The sequence below is a fragment of the Flavobacterium channae genome (genome assembly GCF_021172165.1).
Classification (GTDB): domain Bacteria; phylum Bacteroidota; class Bacteroidia; order Flavobacteriales; family Flavobacteriaceae; genus Flavobacterium; species Flavobacterium channae.
In genome coordinates this window covers 1,273,189-1,292,573 of sequence record NZ_CP089096.1, presented here as the reverse complement: position 1 = coordinate 1,292,573, position 19,385 = coordinate 1,273,189, and the positions used below count along the sequence as shown (strand labels likewise).

21 protein-coding genes and 1 tRNA gene are annotated in these 19,385 nt (G+C 30.8%); 13 read left to right on the top strand and 9 right to left on the bottom strand.

Annotated features, from left to right (window positions below; genetic code table 11):
• Positions 1–30 precede the first annotated feature (30 nt).
• The 5 genes from LOS89_RS05885 to LOS89_RS05865 all read left to right on the top strand — a co-directional run bounded on the left by LOS89_RS05885 (position 31) and on the right by LOS89_RS05865 (position 4,550).
• Positions 31–939, top strand: a complete 909-nt coding sequence (locus LOS89_RS05885; protein WP_231836903.1) for a PorP/SprF family type IX secretion system membrane protein — start codon at positions 31–33, stop codon at positions 937–939.
• 11 nt (positions 940–950) lie between these two features.
• The gene (locus LOS89_RS05880) at positions 951–2,858 is read left to right on the top strand and encodes an OmpA family protein (protein WP_231836902.1); all 1,908 of its coding nucleotides are present in this window, start codon (positions 951–953) and stop codon (positions 2,856–2,858) included.
• A 130-nt stretch (positions 2,859–2,988) separates the two neighbouring features.
• Positions 2,989–3,297: a hypothetical protein gene (locus LOS89_RS05875; RefSeq protein WP_231836901.1), complete on the top strand. Its 309-nt coding sequence runs from the start codon at positions 2,989–2,991 to the stop codon at positions 3,295–3,297.
• Between the two features lie 142 nt (positions 3,298–3,439).
• Positions 3,440–3,958, top strand: a complete 519-nt coding sequence (locus tag LOS89_RS05870) for a mechanosensitive ion channel family protein (protein ID WP_231836900.1) — start codon at positions 3,440–3,442, stop codon at positions 3,956–3,958.
• A 70-nt stretch (positions 3,959–4,028) separates the two neighbouring features.
• The gene (locus LOS89_RS05865) at positions 4,029–4,550 is read left to right on the top strand and encodes a hypothetical protein (RefSeq protein WP_231836899.1); all 522 of its coding nucleotides are present in this window, start codon (positions 4,029–4,031) and stop codon (positions 4,548–4,550) included.
• 66 nt (positions 4,551–4,616) lie between these two features.
• Here the strand turns inward: LOS89_RS05865 and LOS89_RS05860 are convergent, their stop codons facing one another.
• Entirely contained in the window at positions 4,617–5,108 is a 492-nt protein-coding gene (locus tag LOS89_RS05860) for a CAP domain-containing protein (RefSeq protein ID WP_231836898.1), read from the bottom strand.
• 243 nt (positions 5,109–5,351) lie between these two features.
• Positions 5,352–5,996 (bottom strand): pyridoxamine 5'-phosphate oxidase, encoded by a 645-nt coding sequence (gene pdxH / locus LOS89_RS05855; RefSeq protein ID WP_231836897.1) that lies wholly within the window; start codon positions 5,994–5,996, stop codon positions 5,352–5,354.
• Positions 5,997–6,115: 119 nt separating this feature from the next.
• On the opposite strand from pdxH, the gene LOS89_RS05850 reads away from it, so the two are divergent.
• From LOS89_RS05850 to LOS89_RS05840, 3 genes are read left to right on the top strand one after another with little or no spacing between them, the layout of a single operon-like run.
• Complete coding sequence (locus LOS89_RS05850; protein WP_231837046.1) at positions 6,116–6,658, top strand: RNA polymerase sigma factor; 543 nt, start codon at positions 6,116–6,118, stop codon at positions 6,656–6,658.
• Between the two features lie 30 nt (positions 6,659–6,688).
• Positions 6,689–7,108, top strand: a complete 420-nt coding sequence (locus tag LOS89_RS05845; RefSeq protein WP_231836896.1) for a hypothetical protein — start codon at positions 6,689–6,691, stop codon at positions 7,106–7,108.
• A gap of 11 nt (positions 7,109–7,119) precedes the next feature.
• On the top strand, positions 7,120–7,572 hold the full coding sequence (locus tag LOS89_RS05840) for a sensor of ECF-type sigma factor (RefSeq protein WP_231836895.1): 453 nt from the start codon (positions 7,120–7,122) through the stop codon (positions 7,570–7,572).
• A gap of 26 nt (positions 7,573–7,598) precedes the next feature.
• Here LOS89_RS05840 and LOS89_RS05835 read toward each other — a convergent pair whose 3' ends face one another.
• Positions 7,599–8,633, bottom strand: coding sequence for a WD40/YVTN/BNR-like repeat-containing protein (locus LOS89_RS05835; RefSeq protein WP_231836894.1), 1,035 nt, complete (start codon positions 8,631–8,633; stop codon positions 7,599–7,601).
• A gap of 161 nt (positions 8,634–8,794) precedes the next feature.
• On the opposite strand from LOS89_RS05835, the gene LOS89_RS05830 reads away from it, so the two are divergent.
• The 3 genes from LOS89_RS05830 (at position 8,795) to LOS89_RS05820 (ending at position 12,435) form a co-directional block, all read left to right on the top strand.
• Positions 8,795–10,039: a hypothetical protein gene (locus tag LOS89_RS05830; protein WP_231836893.1), complete on the top strand. Its 1,245-nt coding sequence runs from the start codon at positions 8,795–8,797 to the stop codon at positions 10,037–10,039.
• 72 nt (positions 10,040–10,111) lie between these two features.
• Positions 10,112–11,329: an RsmB/NOP family class I SAM-dependent RNA methyltransferase gene (locus LOS89_RS05825; RefSeq protein ID WP_231836892.1), complete on the top strand. Its 1,218-nt coding sequence runs from the start codon at positions 10,112–10,114 to the stop codon at positions 11,327–11,329.
• Between the two features lie 2 nt (positions 11,330–11,331).
• A complete protein-coding gene (locus LOS89_RS05820; protein WP_231836891.1) occupies positions 11,332–12,435 on the top strand; it encodes an endonuclease in 1,104 nt (367 codons plus the stop codon).
• A 57-nt stretch (positions 12,436–12,492) separates the two neighbouring features.
• Here LOS89_RS05820 and LOS89_RS05815 read toward each other — a convergent pair whose 3' ends face one another.
• Positions 12,493–13,041 (bottom strand): hypothetical protein, encoded by a 549-nt coding sequence (locus LOS89_RS05815; RefSeq protein WP_231836890.1) that lies wholly within the window; start codon positions 13,039–13,041, stop codon positions 12,493–12,495.
• A 1-nt stretch (position 13,042) separates the two neighbouring features.
• Positions 13,043–13,942 carry a hypothetical protein gene (locus LOS89_RS05810; protein WP_231836889.1) on the bottom strand — a complete coding sequence of 300 codons (900 nt, stop codon included), beginning with the start codon at positions 13,940–13,942 and terminating at the stop codon, positions 13,043–13,045.
• 161 nt (positions 13,943–14,103) lie between these two features.
• On the opposite strand from LOS89_RS05810, the gene LOS89_RS05805 reads away from it, so the two are divergent.
• Positions 14,104–15,027: an SIMPL domain-containing protein gene (locus tag LOS89_RS05805; RefSeq protein WP_231836888.1), complete on the top strand. Its 924-nt coding sequence runs from the start codon at positions 14,104–14,106 to the stop codon at positions 15,025–15,027.
• Between the two features lie 54 nt (positions 15,028–15,081).
• On the opposite strand, the gene LOS89_RS05800 is transcribed toward LOS89_RS05805, so the two are convergent.
• From LOS89_RS05800 to LOS89_RS05785, 4 genes are all read right to left on the bottom strand, one after another.
• Positions 15,082–15,157, bottom strand: a tRNA-His gene (locus LOS89_RS05800).
• A 74-nt stretch (positions 15,158–15,231) separates the two neighbouring features.
• A complete protein-coding gene (gene bshB1, locus LOS89_RS05795; RefSeq protein WP_231836887.1) occupies positions 15,232–15,948 on the bottom strand; it encodes a bacillithiol biosynthesis deacetylase BshB1 in 717 nt (238 codons plus the stop codon).
• A gap of 164 nt (positions 15,949–16,112) precedes the next feature.
• Positions 16,113–17,147 carry an isochorismate synthase gene (locus LOS89_RS05790; RefSeq protein ID WP_231836886.1) on the bottom strand — a complete coding sequence of 345 codons (1,035 nt, stop codon included), beginning with the start codon at positions 17,145–17,147 and terminating at the stop codon, positions 16,113–16,115.
• Positions 17,147–17,572, bottom strand: coding sequence for a hotdog fold thioesterase (locus tag LOS89_RS05785; protein WP_231836885.1), 426 nt, complete (start codon positions 17,570–17,572; stop codon positions 17,147–17,149). The genes LOS89_RS05790 and LOS89_RS05785 overlap by 1 nt, the downstream gene beginning before the upstream one ends.
• A 135-nt stretch (positions 17,573–17,707) precedes the next feature.
• Here LOS89_RS05785 and LOS89_RS05780 point away from each other — a divergent pair, with 135 nt between their 5' ends.
• Positions 17,708–19,267 (top strand): lipocalin/fatty acid-binding family protein, encoded by a 1,560-nt coding sequence (locus LOS89_RS05780; RefSeq protein WP_231836884.1) that lies wholly within the window; start codon positions 17,708–17,710, stop codon positions 19,265–19,267.
• Positions 19,268–19,385: the final 118 nt, after the last annotated feature.

Below are 19,385 nucleotides of genomic sequence, written 5' to 3'. Positions count from 1 at the left end.
TAGATACCAGCAACTTAAATACGAAAAAAGATGAAAACGATTTTAACTATATTTTGTGCATTCATTTTACATAGTATGTGCTATTCTCAACAGGATTCTCAATACACTCAATATATGTACAATACATGTCTAGTTAACCCTGCATATGCGGGTTCTAGAGAAACGATAACCGCTTTTTTACTTCATAGAAATCAGTGGGTTGGATTAGACGGTGCTCCAGTAACAAATAATTTTTCTATAAACGCACCATTAGGGGATTCAAATTTTGGAATAGGTTTAAATTTCGTCAATGACGAAATTGGACCTGTTTCAGAAAATGAAATTTCAGTAGATTTAGCTTATTTCATTCAAATTTCAGAAAACTATAAATTATCATTAGGTTTAAAAGGAACAGGAAATTTATTTCAACTTGATGTCAATAAATTAAGAATTTACGATCCTATGGATCCGCAATTCCAGAATATGGATACCGAGTTTTCTCCAAATGTTGGAGCTGGTTTATACCTATTCTCTGATAAAACTTATTTTGGATTATCTGTTCCTAATATTTTTGAATCGTTCCGATATAACGATAACAATGTTGAAATTACTAAAGAAAAAATGCACTTTTACTTTATTGCTGGTCACGTATTCACATTAAGTGATAATATCGATTTTAAACCTGCTTTATTAAGTAAAATTGTAGAAGGAGCTCCTTTACAAGCAGATGTAACTGCAAACTTTTTGTTCTTCGATAAGTTAACATTAGGAGCTGCCTATAGATGGGATGCCTCTGTAAGTGCACTGGCAGGATTTCAAATTTCTGATTCTTGGTTTATTGGATATGGATATGATTTAGAAACAACTAAGCTTGCAAATTATAACTCAGGATCTCATGAAATTTTCTTACGATACGAATTTTTCAACAGAAGCAAAGTTTCAGCACCTAGATTCTTTTAAACTATCCGATTATGAAAACAATATATACAATAATAGTTGCTTTAAGTATCACAATTGGTGCTTATGGACAAGGAGCTAAGTTAAATAAAGCCGATAAAAAATATGATAAATATTCATATATTGATGCAATCGAGATTTATGAAAAAGTAGCTGAAAAAGGATATAAATCTGTTGATTTATTTCAGAAATTAGGAAACGCCTATTACTTCAATGGTGAATTAGATAAAGCTTCAAAATGGTATGGTGAACTTTTTGCCCTAAATCAAGAGGTCGAACCTGAATATTATTTCAGATATGCACAAGCTTTAAAAGCGGAAGAGAAATATGATAAATCCAATGAATACATGGAACTTTTCAATCAAAAAACAAATGATTCGAGAGGTAAATTGTTTGCAGAAAATAAAGATTATCTAAAAGATATCGATGCCGTTTCTGGAAAATATACTATGGATAAAACCGATGTTAATTCAGAGTATTACGATTACGGACCTTCGTTTTTTGGAAATCAAATTGTATTTACTTCTTCAAGAAGCGAAGGCAATCAATATTCTAAAATTCATGATTGGACAAAACAAAACTTTACCGATTTATTTGTAACCTCTATTGATGATAAAGGAAAATTGGGAAGTGTTGAAAATTTTTCTAAAACTGTAAATACCAAATTTAACGAGTCCTCACCTATTTTTACAAAAGATGGCAAAACCATGTATTTTACCCGAAATAATTACAACGACGGTAAAAAAAGAAAAAGTGATGACAAAGTTATCATGGAGAAAATTTACAAAGCCGAATTGGTTAATGGCGAATGGACAAACATTAAAGAGCTTCCATTTTCTAACGACAATTACAAAACGGCTCACCCAGCATTAAGCCCTGATGAAAAAACCTTGTATTTTGCATCAGATATGCCTGGAAGTTTTGGAAATTCCGATTTATATAAAGTCTCTATTGACAGCAATGGTAATTTTGGAACACCTGAAAATTTAGGTCCAGATATCAATACCGAAGGTAGAGAAACGTTTCCCTTTATTGACCCAAATAATAATTTATTCTTTGCTTCTGATGGACATCCTGGATTAGGTGGTTTGGATATTTTTGAAGCTAAATACACAAACAAATCGTTTGAAAAACCAGTAAACGTTGGTAAACCTTTAAACAGTTCAATGGACGATTTTGGTTATGTTGTAAACAAAGACAACATTGGTTTCTTTTCTTCAAATAGAGATGGCGGTGTTGGATTTGATGACATTTATACTTTTAAAGTTTGTACACATACTTTAAATGGTGCTATAACAGACATTGATACAAAAGAAATTTTACCTAATGCAAAAGTGGTTTTATTTGACGATAAAATGAATAAAATTACTGAAACAACTTCTTCAGATAAAGGTCTTTATTCTTTTAAAATTGAATGTAATAAAAAATATTATGTAAGAGCTTCTAAAGAAGAATATGAAAAAACTGAAAAATCATTTGGACCAGTTGCTGTAACAGGAGAATCGAAATTAGATATCGAATTAAAACGCAATGTTTTCCCTGTTGAAGTAGGAACAGATTTAGCTAAAATATTAGATGTAAGTATCATTTATTTTGATTTAGATAAATGGAACATACGACCTGATGCAGCTGAAGATTTAGAAAAAATTATTGCGGTTATGAACCAATATCCAAACATGTCAATTGATATTCGATCTCATACCGATAGTAGACAAACTCATAAATACAACGAACTTTTATCAGACAGAAGAGCAAAATCTACACTTGAATTTATGGTTAAAAACGGTATAAGCCGAGATAGATTAACCGCTAAAGGTTATGGCGAAACCCAATTGGTAAACAATTGTTCAGACGGCGTTCCTTGTAGCGAAGCAGAACATCAAAAAAATAGACGTAGTGAGTTTATTGTTTTAAAAATGTAACCTACACACATATCTATACATTTTTTTTTCAGAAAAGCAGTTATTTGAATAGCGATAACTGCTTTTTTTATGTAATAAAAGTTGTATATATTTGAATAAATAAACTCTTAACTCTTTGTAAGTAGCCAAAATGAAACAAAAAAGAACAACAATCTTAATTATTTCAATCATTTTAGGTTTTATATTACTAACTGAAATTTTAGTTGGTTATTTTTTTCCTAAATTAACCTTTGTAAATGGTAACTTAACAATTGCAAACAGAGTTCTTGGTTATTTTGCTTTTTCAGGTTTTATTATATGTATTCCTATTTTATTTAAAGCAACAAAATCTTTAACAATACTATTAGGTGTCATATTATTTATGATTTTTTTATTAATTCATGTGCTGAAATTTATCCTATTGATACAACAACTAAACCGAAAGATGTTTCAGTTTTAAAATTAAATGAAGATGGAAGCAAATTAATTATTAGAGAAAGAATAAACGCAAAAACAAATAGAACTATTAGAGATACTGTATTGGTAAAAGACAGTTTTATATTTAGACAAGTAATTGAAACAAAAGAGTAAATATCAGCATCATGAAAAAACTAAAAATACTATTTTCTGATTCCGAATCATTAATCCTATTTTTTATAATTATTGGATTAACCATTTTGGTTGCGCTTTTACTTGGCAAATATTTGCAACGATTAATAAGCGAAAAAACAAAAGGTCACCAAGTAGACATTACCAGTTTTATCTTTTTAAAACATTTAATTGTAACCATTGTTTACTTTTTTGGCTTTGGATGGGCATTATTAACGCTACCTATTACAAGAACATTTGCACATTCATTACTTGCCGGAGCTGGTGCAACAACCTTAATTTTAGGATTTGCTTCCCAACAAATTTTCAGCAACTTATTTAGCGGTATTTTTTTAGTATTAAACCGACCTTTTAAAATTAACGATAGGATCGAATTTCAAGGTTGTAAAGGAAAAGTAATTGAAATAAGCCTAAATGCAACCATTATACAAGATGATAATGGCGATAAAATTATTATACCGAGTTCTACCATATTGGGCGACAAAATCAAAATCTGTAAACAAGAAGAATAAATATTAAAAATATTTACTCATTGTGATAAATTTAAAAAACGAAACAAATAATAAAACTAATTGAACTTTTATGGATTTAGCAAGACACTGCGAATTATGTGATAATCAAAAGATAAATTTAAAAGTTGGAACTACTTGTGCATTGACTGAAAAAAAACCTGAATTCAATAAAACTTGTACTAAAATAGAACTTAATGAAAAGTTTGAAAACAAACTTAAATCGGTAAATATAGAATATGAAAATATTAAAAGAAAAAAAACGCTAACATATACCTATTTTATAGTTTTTCTAATAATTGGAATAGCAGTTATTGTTGGTGGATATTTACTTGGAAAATATGCTTTAAACAAAAGTGTTATTTCAACAGTTCCTTTAATAATTATGGGCGTTGGACTTGCTCCACTTGGTTTAGCTTTTGGAGCTCTTAATAATTATAAACAGTCTATTCAAGTTGCTAAAAACAAAAAAGATAAAGTTGATGAAGTTTTAAATGAATATAGAATTGAATATGAAATCGATATTACTTTTGGTGAAGAAATTCACGGAACACAAGATGTATATGCTGAATTAAAAACAAAAGGAATACGATAATTTTAAAAACGAAAAAGCAGCTACTTTTTAAAAATAGCTGCTTTTCCTATAAACAAACATGAAATTTTACTTTTTAATAAACATATTAGTGTAGTATTTTTTTCCTTGATCATCAACTTTAATCGAAGCGCCAAAGTGAGTATAATCTCCTTCTAAGTTCGCTTTGTGACTAGGACTATCTACCCAAGCGTTAACAGTTGCTTGTGCTGTAGAGAAAGCGTAAGCTACATTTTCTCCTACTCTGTAAGCGCCTAAAACCTCTTGTAAATTTGTTTTTCTTTGATCAAAACCATCGTGAGTTACAGTTTGTGTTGAAATCATGTAATCGTTGTGTTCTGATGATTTGTATGAAATGTGTTCAATAATTTGTAATGGTGTTAAACCTACAGAAACTCTATATGCATTAACAGCATCTAATAATTCTAATTCTGTTGCGTTATGTGTATAACTTTTTGGAGCTTCAACTACTGTTTCAACAGATTCGCTGTCAGAAGAACAAGATGTCAAAGATGATAAACTTAATGTTAGGGCAAAAAGAGTGATCATTAATTTTTTCATAAGTAGAGAGTTTTTTTTTAGTTGTTGTTGTGTTAATAATTACTAAAAATCGATTAAGTGATTGATTAACAAGACAAAAGTACAAAAACGTCGACAACCTGCAAAAAAAATCGATGAAATACATCAAATTTTAACGTTTTAAACATTTGAATATCAATTACTTAAAACTTTACTTACAGAAATAAAAAAATCCCAAGTTAACAAACTTGAGATTTTATAATAAAAATTATATTTATTTGATTATCAAGGCGATAATCGTTCTATTTTCCATTCAAAGTTGTCTTGAATTTTATAACGAATTCTATCGTGTAATCGGTTAGGACGACCTTGCCAAAATTCTACTTCTACCGGGCGAACTAAAAACCCGCCCCAATGAGCCGGACGCAAAATTTCTTTTCCCTCCCACTCTTTTTCCAATTGTTTTAAATTGTTTTCTAAAAATTCACGATTAGGAATAACTTCACTCTGTGGCGAAACTATCGCACCAAGCTTGCTTCCATCTGGTCGAGATGCAAAATAATTATCTGAAATATTTTCTGGTGTTTTCTCAGCAATTCCTTTTATAATAATCTGACGTTCAACTGTTGGCCAAAAGAAAGACAAACAAACATGAGGATTGTTTATAATCGCTTTTCCTTTTTCAGAATTATAATTGGTATAAAAAATAAAACCTTCTTCATTAAATTTTTTAAGCAAAACCACACGCGATTTTGGGAAACCGTCTAACCCTATTGTACTAACTGTCATAGCATTAACTTCGTCAGCAGCATTTAAATCTTCGGCTTCATAAAACCATTTGTGAAACAAATTAATAGGATCTTCAGGTAACTGATTTTCTAATAATTCGCTTTTTTCGTAAGACTTTCTATAATTACTTAAATCTTTCATTGTTTCAAATTGCTTTTCTATCCTACAAAGTTACAAAGGGATTGTTGTTTTTTTACCAAAACAAAAATTAAAATTAAACCTTTTTGAATATCTTTAGTCTTACAATCAAAATGTACATTTTGCAAGACGAAAAAGCATTCATTTCCGAATTAATAAATCCAAAAACGCAAAATGAAGCGTTTCGGAAGCTTTTGCAATTGTATCAGAAACCTTTGTATTATCACATTCGTAATATGGTTTTGAATCATGATGATGCTGATGATGTACTTCAAAACACTTTTTTTAAAGTCTTCTCTAACTTAAAAAACTTTAAAGGCGATAGCAAATTGTATTCTTGGATGTATCGAATTGCAACAAACGAAGCTATTACTTTTATACAACAACGAGCCAAAAAGCAAGGAATTTCGAGCGAAGAAGTACAACAAAAAGCAATAAACAAACTAGAAAGCGATGTGTATTTTGATGGCGATGAAATTCAAATAAAATTACACAAAGCCATTGCAACGTTGCCAGAGAAACAGCAATTGGTCTTTAAAATGAAATATTTTGAAGAATTAAAATACGAAGAAATGTCGGAAATCCTGAATACTTCAGTAGGTGCATTAAAAGCAAGTTATCATATAGCGGCTAAGAAAATCGAAGAATTTTTAAATACCAATTAAACCTTTTAAAACTATTTTTGTCTTATATACATGAAACCATTTGATTTAGAAAATAACGAAAAAATTAAACCAGGATTCCAAATTCCGGAAAATTACTTTGAGCAATTCGAAGCTAAAATGATGGAAGAAATTGCTGATAGAAAAGAAACAAAAGTTGTTTCATTGTTTTATAGAAAGCAAGTTTGGATGAGTGCTATTGCGGCAGTATTTTTAATTGCTATAGCTATACCGGTTTATTTTAACATGGCGAATGAGAGTAAATTAGATGCTACTGCCATTGAAAATTATTTGGTGCAACAACGCATCGGAATTACTGAATTGTCTAAACATTTAACAGAAGAAGATTTAGTTGCACTTGAAAACAATTTATCTTTAAACGATAATAACACAGAAGCTATAGATGATTATCTTTCAGAATCAGAAAATTTAGATTATTACATTAACGAATAATACATACAATTATGAAAACGAAAATAATAATTCCAATTATATTCCTTTTGATTTCCGCTTTTTCTTTCTCACAAAATCACAAAGAAAAAAGAGAAAAAGTAAAAGCTTTAAAAGTTGCTTACATCACTGAAAAACTTGAATTAACAACTGAAGAAGCACAGAAATTTTGGCCTATTTATAATGCTTTCGATGATGAGCAAGCTGAACTACGTTATGAAAAGATGAAAGCAATTTTAGATCGTTTTAAACCAGGAAACGTTGAAAAATTAAGCGAAAAAGAAGCTTCAGCATTATTAGTTCAAATGGAGAAAATTGAAGAAAGTTTGTACAATCTTCGTAAAAAATTCATCAAAGATTTACAGAATGTAATTAGCGCTAAAAAAATTATCAAACTCAAAAAAACTGAAGAAGATTTTAACAGAGAATTGATAAAACAAATCAGAGAAAAGAGAAAAGAAAATTAAAAAAAGCACTCGATTGAGTGCTTTTTTTATTGTATTTCAAAACGAACTAACTTATTTTTTCCTGTTGCATAAAACACTTTTTCTGATTCAAATTGTATTGCAAAAAAAGTTGTTTCATCTGAAATCTTTTGCCAAGAATTTCCTTTGTCATTCGAATAAAAAACACCCGTTCCTCCTACTGAAATTATCTTTTTTCCTTTAGAGTTTGGAACATACTTAACACATGATGTATAACCAGAACCTTGTTTTTCGCCAACTAATTTCCATGTTTTACCACCATCTGAAGTAATGGCTTTATTACTCCAATTTTGGTCTTGTTTTTCATAATCGCCACCAGCTACCAAACCACATTTTTTCGAATAAAAATCTGCTGTAAAAATTCCAGTCATCGTTGCTCCTTGAACAATTGGTGTATTGTAAACTTTCCAAGTCAATCCAAAATCCTTAGAAACAAAAACACGAGATTTCTTTCCGCCAGAAACTAAAAAAATGGTTTTATCTTTTACTATCAAATTTGAATTACTAGCCGCAAAAGCAGCTTCGCCTTCTTCTACTTTTGGTAAAACATCACAATTTACTTTTTGCCAAGAATTTCCACCATCGGTTGTTTTAATAAACGACAAACAACTATCGGTTGGATCACCCACAGCAAAACCATTCATTTCATCAACAAAATGCATGCTATCATAAAATACTTTTTCATTTTCTTCTTTGTAAACTACAGTTTGTTTTAAGGTTTTTTTGTCAATTTTAATCAGCATTGCTGGATTACCAACACTCAAAATAAAAACAGCTTCTTTTGTGCCTGCAATACTTCTAAATTCCGTTTCATTAGAAACCAATGCTACTTCCTGAATTGTAGTTGAATCTTTTTTCTTATCATAAAACCCAAAACGTCCTTTATTCATCCCTAACCAAATTCTATCTTGATCAATATAAATTGCTCTACAACTCATTTGGGTTTCAAATAAAACCTTAAAAGTAAAATTTATTGATTTATTTTTCGTTTGAGATATTACAGTTAAACTAAAAAAGAATAACAAAAAAACTATTTTTTTCATGCAAATGGATTTATTCTCAAATATAATTCAATTGTTTTTAAGGTGAAAATGTACTTTTTAAAATATTGATTATCAATTATTTAAAATTAAAAATATTTTTTGGCACAGTAATTGGTTATACAATTACAAAGATTTAAATAAGAACTTTAAACGATATTATTATGAAAACGAAATTGATACATCTGAGCTTACTGGCTACAATGACGATAAGTTCAATTTTTGCACAAGATAAAACTACAGTTACTGCAAAAAATTCAGACATAAGTGATAATTTAGATTTAAGAGCAGTAGCGACTGTTTTTGGAGATGCTTCTGATTTAGAAGATTTTGAAAGACGATTAAATGATCCTAAAACTCAAATTTCGAATTTGGACCTTAATAATGATAATTATGTAGATTATTTAAGAGTTATCGAAACTGTTGAAGGTAATGTGCACATTGTTGTTGTTCAAGCTGTATTGGATAAAGATGTGTATCAAGACGTTGCAACTATTGAGGTTGAAAAAGACAGAAATAATAATGTTCAAGTTCAAGTTGTAGGAGATGTTTATATGTATGGTACAAACTATATTTATGAACCAGTTTATGTACACACACCGGTAATTTATGCTTCATTTTGGGTAGGAAATTATCGTCCGTACTATTCTTCTTGGTATTGGGGTTATTATCCAAGTTATTACTACTACTGGAATCCATTCCCAATTTTCAGATATAGAAACCATATTCATGTTCATATCAACTTTGGTCACAGTTATCATTATGTAACTCACAGAAGATGTGCTACAGTTTACAACCACTATTATGGAAGAAGAGGAAATGGTTACGAATTAAGATATCCAAATCGTTCTTTTGCTCATCGTCACTCAGGTTATAGCAACCGTCATGAGTTAGACAATAACCGAAATGTTCGTTCGCCAAGAGGTAGAAATGAAATAAATGGAAATGGTACAAGAACGGCTACTAACGGAACCCGTGGAAATAGAGAAACAAGAGCAACTTCTACACCTACAAGAACAAGAACTGAAGGTACAAGAGGAAATTCTGGAACAAGAGCAACTACAGAGAACAGAACTAGAACTGAAGGTTCAAGAGGTAACTCTGGTACAAGAGTAACAACTGAAAACAGAACTAGAGCTGAAGGTACAAGAGGAAATTCTAGAACAAGAGTTGCAACTGAAACTAGAACAAGAAATGAAGGTTCGCGTTCAAATGGAAATAGACAATATACTGAAAACAGAGGCAATTCATCAAGAGAAAGAAATGCAACTGTAAATAACAACAGAAATAGAAGTAACTCAGAAGCAAGAGGAAGTGCATCAAGAGGAAGCTCACAATCAAGAAGTAGCGCACCGCGAGGCAATTCAGAGTCAAGAGGATCTGGTTCCAGAGGTAACGGAAGAGGTTAAATATTAAAGCTGCCAAAATTGGCAGCTTTTTTTATTTTTATTCATATCTTTGCAGGCTGATTTAAAATAAAAATGAGATTACACAGAAATTTAGTATTTACAGTTATTGATTCGCTTATGGCGATTTTTAACGAGGGTGAATACGCTGATAAAGTGGTTGCTAGAGCACTTAAGAAAGACAAACGTTGGGGAAGTAACGATAGAAAGTTTGTTGCTGAAACCATTTATGAAATCGTTAGATGGAAACGTTTATACGTTGAAATAGCTGAAGTAAGAGAACCTTTTGATAGAGATAATGTTTGGAGAATTTTTGCAGTTTGGGCTGTTTTAAGAGGTTATACCCTACCCGATTGGAAATATTTTGAAGATACACCAGTTAGAAGAATTAAAGGAAAATTTGACGAATTAACTAAAACCAGAAAATTCAAAGAGTCTATTCCAGATTGGATGGATGAATTAGGAGTTCAGGAATTAGGTGAAGAAATTTGGTCAAAAGAAATTGCTGCTCAAAACGAGCAAGCTAAAGTAATTTTAAGAGTTAATCGCTTAAAAACTACTAAAGAAAAATTAAGAGCCATTTTAATGGATTTGAATATTGAAACGGAGTTTCATAAAGATTATCCAGATGCTTTAATTTTAACGGAAAGAGCAAATGTGTTTTTAACAGATGCTTTTAAAGACGGTTTGTTTGAAGTTCAAGATGCATCTTCTCAACTTGTTGCCTATTTCTTAGATGTAAAACCAGGAATGCGCGTTGTAGATACTTGTGCTGGGGCTGGAGGAAAAACATTACACTTGGCTTCGTTAATGGAAAATAAAGGGCAATTAATTGCAATGGATTTATATGAAAGTAAATTAAAGCAATTAAAAATAAGAGCTAAACGTAACGGCGCTTTTAATATTGAACCTAGAGTAATTGAAAATTCTAAAACGATTAAAAAATTACACGAAAAAGCGGACAGAGTATTAATTGATGCTCCATGTAGTGGTTTAGGTGTATTAAAAAGAAATCCGGATAGTAAATGGAAATTACAACCTGAATTTATTGACAACATTCGTAAAGTTCAGGCTGAAGTACTTGAGAACTATTCTAAAATTGTAAAACCTGGTGGAAAGTTAGTCTATGCTACTTGTTCTGTTTTACCTTCTGAAAATCAAGAACAAATTAAGCATTTCTTAAGCACAGAAATTGGAAAACAATTTAACTTTGTTAAAGACCACAAAGTATTAGCTAGTCAAAGTGGCTTTGATGGTTTTTATATGGCATTATTAGAACGAAAAAATAACTAGATATGAAAAAAAACTTTACCTTATTCTTTTTAGGGTTTGTAACTTTAATTTTTGCTCAAGCAGGTGCTCCAGCATCACCATATTATGATGGTATGAATTGGACCTTGACAGGTATGAATTTAAAAAATGCCCTATCAAATAAAATTATAACAACTCACACCAACTTTTTAACTTACACACCTGGTGTTTGGGAAGCAGCTAGAATTACAGATTTAGATCCAAACAATTCAAACAATGTATTATTGTTATATGGATTTAGTAATGATGTTTGCCCTACTTCTCCATCAAATGATAACGATCATAGATCTCGCGATAAATTTAGCAATGGAGGTGGTACATCTTGTGAATGGAACAGAGAACATGTTTTTGCTAAAGCTTTAGGAAGTCCAGCTCTAGATGATGGAGGTGCTAGTGATGCTGGTGAAGATGCTCACCATTTAAGAGCTAGTGATGTTGACAGAAACAACAGTAGAGGAAATCTTAAATTTACTACTGGTTCAGGAAACTCAGGAGCAATATCTGGTGGTTGGTATCCTGGTGATGAATGGAAAGGTGATGTTGCCAGAATGATGATGTATATGTATTTACGTTATCCTACTCAATGTTTACCAATTAATGTTGGAACTGGTGCTACTGTAGCAATAGATCCAAATATGATTCAATTATTTTTACAATGGAATGCAGAAGATCCTGTATCTCAATATGAAGATAATAGAAATACTTATCATGGAAATGCAGCAAACACTTATGGTCAGGGTAATAGAAATCCTTTTATAGATAATCCTTATTTAGCTACGGTAATTTGGGGAGGACCAGTTGCTGAAAATAGATGGCCTTCTGTTTTCTTATCTTCTGAAAGCTTTGCTTCTATCGATAATGTAGAAATTTATCCTAACCCAACAATCAATAACGAATTTTCTATTTCATCTGAAATCGAATTAAAATCTATTGTTTTGTATAACATTAACGGACAAATTATTCAAGAAATTAAAAACCCAACAAGAGTTGATGCTTCATACAAAGTAAGCAATTTACAAACAGGTTTTTATTTGGTTCAAATGACTTCTGAAAATGGTTCAGCAACTAAGAAAGTTATTGTAAACTAATATTTTAAATATAAAATTAAACAAAAAAAGCCTTGAATTTCTTCAAGGCTTTTTTGTTTATAATTGTGGCAATGTTACTTCTCCTAAAAACAATGTCCAAACTTCTTTTTTAGAAGAACCGAAGTTCTTTAAAATAGGTTTAAAACCAATTTTTTGAAAATAATTGAATTCTATAGGAATCTTATTTTGCGTAACAATAAGTTGGTATTTTGTTGTCCAATAATCGGAAGCTATAATTGAATTCTCAAAATTTAAAACTGAAAAAGTATAATTTTTTCCATCTATCTTTTCAATTAAATCATTCAATAAAATAGTTGCATTTTCACTCGAAGTAAAATCGACAACCTTAACTTTATTATCTTCAAACAAATTGTAAATACTCGATTTAATTTCGTTTTTTAATATTTCAGACGTAGCTTCACTCGATAACAAAGCAAGATATTGATAATAATCTTCTATTTTTAAAGTAGCACTTTCCTGATACGCTTTTACCGATGCCATTGTAAAATTAGCCTTTATTGTAGTAGACGCAGGCGTATTCACACTTTGACCAAAAACGGAAAATGTACAAAACATAAAAAAGAAAAAACAACTTCTTGTACTCATTTTATTCTTGTATAATTCGTATAAAATTTATCTCTTTATTACTATTACTTTTAATATCGATTACCTTCATTTTCTTTAAAGCAACACTCGGAACAATCAACTTTTCAGAAAATTCTTTTTTATTGAAATATTCCACCCCCAAATCATTCTTTAACATCACCAATACTTCTAAATCATCTGCTAAAATCTTTTGCAATTGCTCTTTACGCGTTTGCCAATCTTTTATATCCGATTTCATAAAACCTTTCAACATCATAGCTTGATCATCGGGTTGCAAAACAATAGCATTCGGATTTTCTTTACCAACAACAATTGTTTTTTGTTTGTAATACGGACTTTTCAATACAATCTTAGTGCTATCTTTTGCTGTAATCTGAATTTTCGAATCCACAATTTCAACCGGAGTTTCTAAATTATCTTCAATAATAACAGCTTTTACTTCTTCACTATTAATTTGTTCTTCAGTGAATGCATTTTTTACTGGAATAGTTTGCACTTCTTCCCCACTCAAATAACGATATGAAATAATTCCGATTAATAACAAGAAAACAAATCCTATGCTGTAAACAACTTTATTATTCCTTTTCGATTTAGCCGCGACTGGAACTACTTCTTGCTTCCATTTAAAAACATATTCATCCCAACCCGAATAACCAACCAATTGCGATAAAATATCCAACATATCTTTTCGCGGTAGCTTGTTATTATTAGCAACCTTTAAATGCGTGTAAATCCACTTTTCGCTAACCGTTTGCTTTACTTGATTAGCAATTAAATCAATTAAATTTTGAATGTCTTGCGAACTAAACGTTTTCCAATTTCCCTCAAAATAAGGATACTGCTTTTGATAGGTCAAAAGCACATCGTTTTTAAGTTGCTGAAATACGTCTATTAAATCCATGACATTTATAAGTCAAAAGTATGTTTATTCTGTTTTTTTTCTACTGTAAAACCACTGTAAATGTAGCGAAAAATCTTTACAGATAAAGGAAAGTTGTTTTACCAAAGGCCTTTCTAATTTACAAAGTAGTATTGCATTCAAATCATTAAAAATATGAAATTATGAAAACACAAATTACTTATGTAAACGGAAAAATCAATTGGATTATTATTGTATTGTTCTTTAGTTTTAATACAATAAAAGCACAAATTAGTGGCAACCAAGTTTATAGAAACAATAATTATGAAAACAATTACAACCAAGGCAATTTACCAAATAAAACTACAGTTTCTATCAACGATAATCATTTAACGGTAACTGTAAAAATGCTACACAATAAAAAAGCAGATGGATTTGTCATTACTTTAGGATTAAACCAAGAAGACGAAACGGTCTCGGGTTGTAGTAAAAAGATAAATGTTCGTATTGATGGTTTTTTAGAGAAAATAAAATCCTTAGGAATAAAAAAAGAAAATTGCTACATCGATTTTATTTCGCAAACCAAAATCTATGATTTCAATGCTACGAACGAAAATGCCCAACAAGTAGATAAAGGATTTGAGATTAAGAAAAACATCATCATTACAACTTCCAATGCCAATAGTTTGGAAAAATTAATAGCGATTGCTTCTGATTTTGAAATTCATGACATTATAAAAGTAGATTATTTCAATAATGATACGAATGCTATTCACAATTCGCTTTTTGATGAAGCTTTGGTTTTAGCTGAAGCCAAAAAAATCAGATATATGAAATCTTTCGGAAAACGAATTATTGGAACACCAACAGCAACAGAAGAGTTTGCAACGGTTTTTCCGAAAACACAATATAAAATGTACCAGGCTTTTGAATCTTCGGAAATTGAAACCAATCATTACAATAGAAATCAATATTTAAAGAAATTAGCCCGAAAAAATAAAACCTTTTACTACGATGGGGTTTCAGGTGCTGGATTTGATAAAGTTATCAATCCAAATCAAACGGAAGTTGGTATTCAATATTTATTAACACTTACCATGACATATAAGATTGATACTTCGATTTAAAAGTTGTAACAATAAAAAAAAGCCCTGAATTACTTCAGGGCTTTCCAATGTTAAGGGTGAAAGACGGGTCTCGAACCCGCGACCTTCGGAACCACAATCCGACGCTCTAACCAACTGAGCTACAATCACCATTTGTTTTGCGAGTGCAAATATAGGGGTTTACTTCTATCTTGCAAAGATTTTTTTTACTTTTTTACTACTATTTTACTTTAAATCTCCTAAGCTATTGACAGCCAAATATCTTTCTACTGTAAAACCTTCTGCATAATCCACTCCAACTAGCCTTCCAAGGTCTTGAGCACGATATTTTATACTGTCTAAAAAGTTTTTTGAAGTAATTGGCGTTATCGGTTCTTTTGATTTTGGATCATAAAACTGCGAACTATAAGCCAAGACCGATTCCATTTTTTTATCGATATAATCAGAAATATCTACTACAAAATCTGGTTCGATATTTTGCCACTGTATATAGTGATACACTACTTTTGGGCGCCAAGCCTCTTGAATTTCTCCATTCAACTCAGTTTTAATTTGTCTTAAACCCGATAAAAAACAAGCATCACTTACTAATTTACTTCCTTTACCGTGATCAATATGTCTGTCTGCAATAGCGTTACATAAAACTACATCAGGACGATATTTACGAATCATTTCAATAACTTTCAATTGGTGTACTTCATCGTTTACAAAAAAACCATCACGCATATCTAAATTTTCACGTGCTACAACTCCCAAAATTTCAGAAGCTTTAGCTGATTCTTCATTTCGAGTTGCTACAGAACCGCGTGTACCTAATTCACCTCGAGTTAAATCGATAATACCAACTTTTTTTCCTAAACTAATTTCTTTTGCAATTGTACCACTACATCCTAACTCCACATCGTCTGGATGCGCTCCAAAAGCCAATATATCTAATTTCATTCTCTAAACTTTTAAATTTTTAAACACATAGAATCATAGATTTTCTTTGTGTTGATTTTTAGTCCAAAACTTCGTACGTTTCACTTAATATAGTTTGCATAGAAATACTATGCGAACTATTTAAAATACAATGCTTTTTAAATTTTTTATGTGTCTATGTATTTTTATTTTACTTTTTTTACCAAAACATTTCGCATTGTCATGGACTTGTTTTCTGTTTCTATATATTCTTTTTCAGGATTACTATCTTTTGTAATTCCGCAACCTACATAAATAGTTACCACATCGTTTTCAACTTCCAAGCAGCGTAAATTTACAAATAAATCGGTTTGATTGTCTTTATTCCATTCACCTAAAAAACCCGAATAATATTTACGATTATAACCTTCATTCTTCAGAATAAAATCGATAGCATTTTCTTTCGGTAAACCACAAACCGCTGGTGTTGGATGCAATGCTTCCACTAAATTATTAGCTTTAAAATCATCTTTAATTTCACCAGAAATATACGATTTTAAATGCACTAAATTTCCAGCTTTAACTGTTTTAGCATCAGAAACAGTATATTGATTTACTTTATCTTTTACTTTAGATACAATATAATCCGTTACAAATTGTTGTTCTTCAATCTCTTTTGCTTCCCAAATCACATTTTCAGCATACAATTGCGTTCCAGCTAAAGCAACCGTTTCAAACTGATTTTGATTGATTTTAACCAATTGTTCGGGTGTTGCTCCCATCCATAAACCAACTTTCGGATGAAAAAATAAATAGCGAAATGCTGTTGGATAAGTTGTAATTAAATTCTCAAAAGAAGCTACAATTGAAATCTGTTCCTTTAAAACTATTTTTCGAGATAAAACAACTTTATCAAATTCGTGGTTCTGAATTGCGGCAACTCCTTTTGCAACTAAATTTTCAAATGCTGCTTTTTGATTACTTTCAGAAGTAAATTCTTCAACATTCTTTTTATCTACAAATTCAATATTGCCTTGCAATATCTCACTTTTTTCAAAAGGAAAACTTATTGAAACACCGTCATTAAAAGGAACAAATGTAAACCCAGATTGACCTGAAAACGCAACAATTTCCTCTGTTTGTTGTATAAGTAAATTCCAAACATTTTCATTTGGTTTTACATAACAAACAAATGGATTTTGACTTGATAAAAGATGTTGTATTTTTTCAAAAATCTGCATTATTGTCTTCTCGATAATACCATATTGGTTAATTTACAAAGCGAAATAAGTTTTCCTTCTTCATCTACAATTCGGATTTCCCATAAGTGTAAACTTGCGCCTTTGTGAACAATTTTAGCTGTAGCTGTAACCATTCCTTCTCGCTTGCTTTTTAAATGATTAGCGGAAATTTCGATACCACGAACTTCTTGTTTCTCAGGATTTACAAACATTAAAGAAGCCGCACTACCAACACTCTCCGCCAAAGCAACCGATGCGCCACCATGCAATAACCCCATTGGTTGATGCACTCTTGGATTAACAGGCATAGTTGCCGTTAAAAAATCCTCACCAGCATCAGTATAAACAATATCTAAGGTATTCATTAAGGTATTTTTACTCCAATCGTTACACAATTGAAGCATTTTCTCTCTATCAAAATTCATGACTATATTTTTGGTAAAATTAAACATTCCTAAGAGAATATTTCTACAGTATTAACGTTTTAATAAGTAATTTTAGAGGATTTTAGTTTTTAGAATTTTAAAATTAATAATTACATTTACCAAAAATAACTCTACATGCGTCGTTTATTACTTTTATTATTAGTTGGTTTTGCAATTTCTTTAACTTCATGCCGAAACGATTTTGATTTTGAATCAAGAATAGGTGGTTTGGAATTTTCTAAAGACACCGTTTATTTAGATACTGTTTTTACCAATATTGGTTCAAGTACTTATACTTTAAAAGTATATAACAGAAGTGATAAAAACATTTCTATTCCTTCTTTAAGATTAAAAAAAGGAACAGCTTCTAAATATCGATTAATGGTTGATGGAATAGCTGGACAAGAATTTGAAAACGTAGAGATGTTAGCCAAAGACAGCATGTACATTTTTGTATCCGTAACTGCTGATGTTGCTGATGCTAATCCATCTGACTTTTTATACACAGATAAGATATTATTTGGAGATGAATTAAATCCAAATCATCAAGATGTAGATTTGGTTACCTTAATTCAGGATGCCTATTTTATTTATCCTCAGAGAACGCAAAATCCAGACGATACTTTTACTTATGAATCACTTAATTTAGGAGTTGACGATGAAGGAAATCCAATTACAATTCAAGGACAATTTTTAGATGAAGCTGATCCTACAAATGGTAACGAATTGCATTGGACCAATGAAAAACCTTATGTAATTTACGGCTATGCTGCCGTTCCAAGTACTAAAACATTAGTCGTTGATGCTGGAGCAAGAGTTCATTTTCATGCTGAATCGGGTTTAATTGTTGCAAACAACGCATCTATTCATGTAAACGGAAATACATCAACTACAGAAGCTTTAGAAAACGAAGTTATTTTTGAAGGAGATCGTTTAGAGCCTGGTTTTTCGGAAGTTCCAGGACAATGGGGAACAATTTGGTTAAGTCAAGGAAGTACTGACAATCAAATTAAGAATTTAACCATTAAAAATGCAACAGTAGGATTATTAGTTACCGGGAATGATGGAACTCTTACTCCAACTTTAAATATTGAAAACTCACAAATTTACAACTGTGCAAACGTTGGGATTTTAGCTCGAACAGGAAATATTGAAGGAAAAAATATTATAATTAACAATTGTGGTCAAGCAGCTTTTGCCGGAAGTTTTGGAGGCAGCTATGAGTTTGTTCATTGTACCTTTGCTAATTATTGGCCTGCACCAAATCAAACTGCTGTTCTATTAGACGATTATGACGGAAATGCAACTTACGCATTAACACAAGCTAACTTTAAAAATTGCATTGTGTATTCTTCAACAAATTTTGGAATTGTTTTCAAAAAAGAAGGAACTGTTTTTAATTACAATTTTGATCACTGTCTAATCAAATTTTCAGATTATAGTAATCAATTTATAAATAATCCTTTGTATGCTTTTACAAATCCTGCATTGTTTGATAATTGTTTAATTGCTAGAAGTTCTACAAACAACAAACCTGATTTTAAAGATCCTCAAAACAACCAATTGATTATTGGGGAAGATTCTGCTGCAAAAGGAACTGCAAATACAGCTTATTCAACATTCAATGATATTTTAAACAATCCAAGAACTGGCGCTACCGATATAGGCGCTTACAATTGGACAACTTTTGATTAATCTAAACTAGACCTATTATTATTTTGTTTCTTCTAATTTTTAGAATAAATTTGCACTTTCAAACAACAACACACCCGAAGTAATCCAAACTACATGGAGTGCAACGGAATAAAACAAC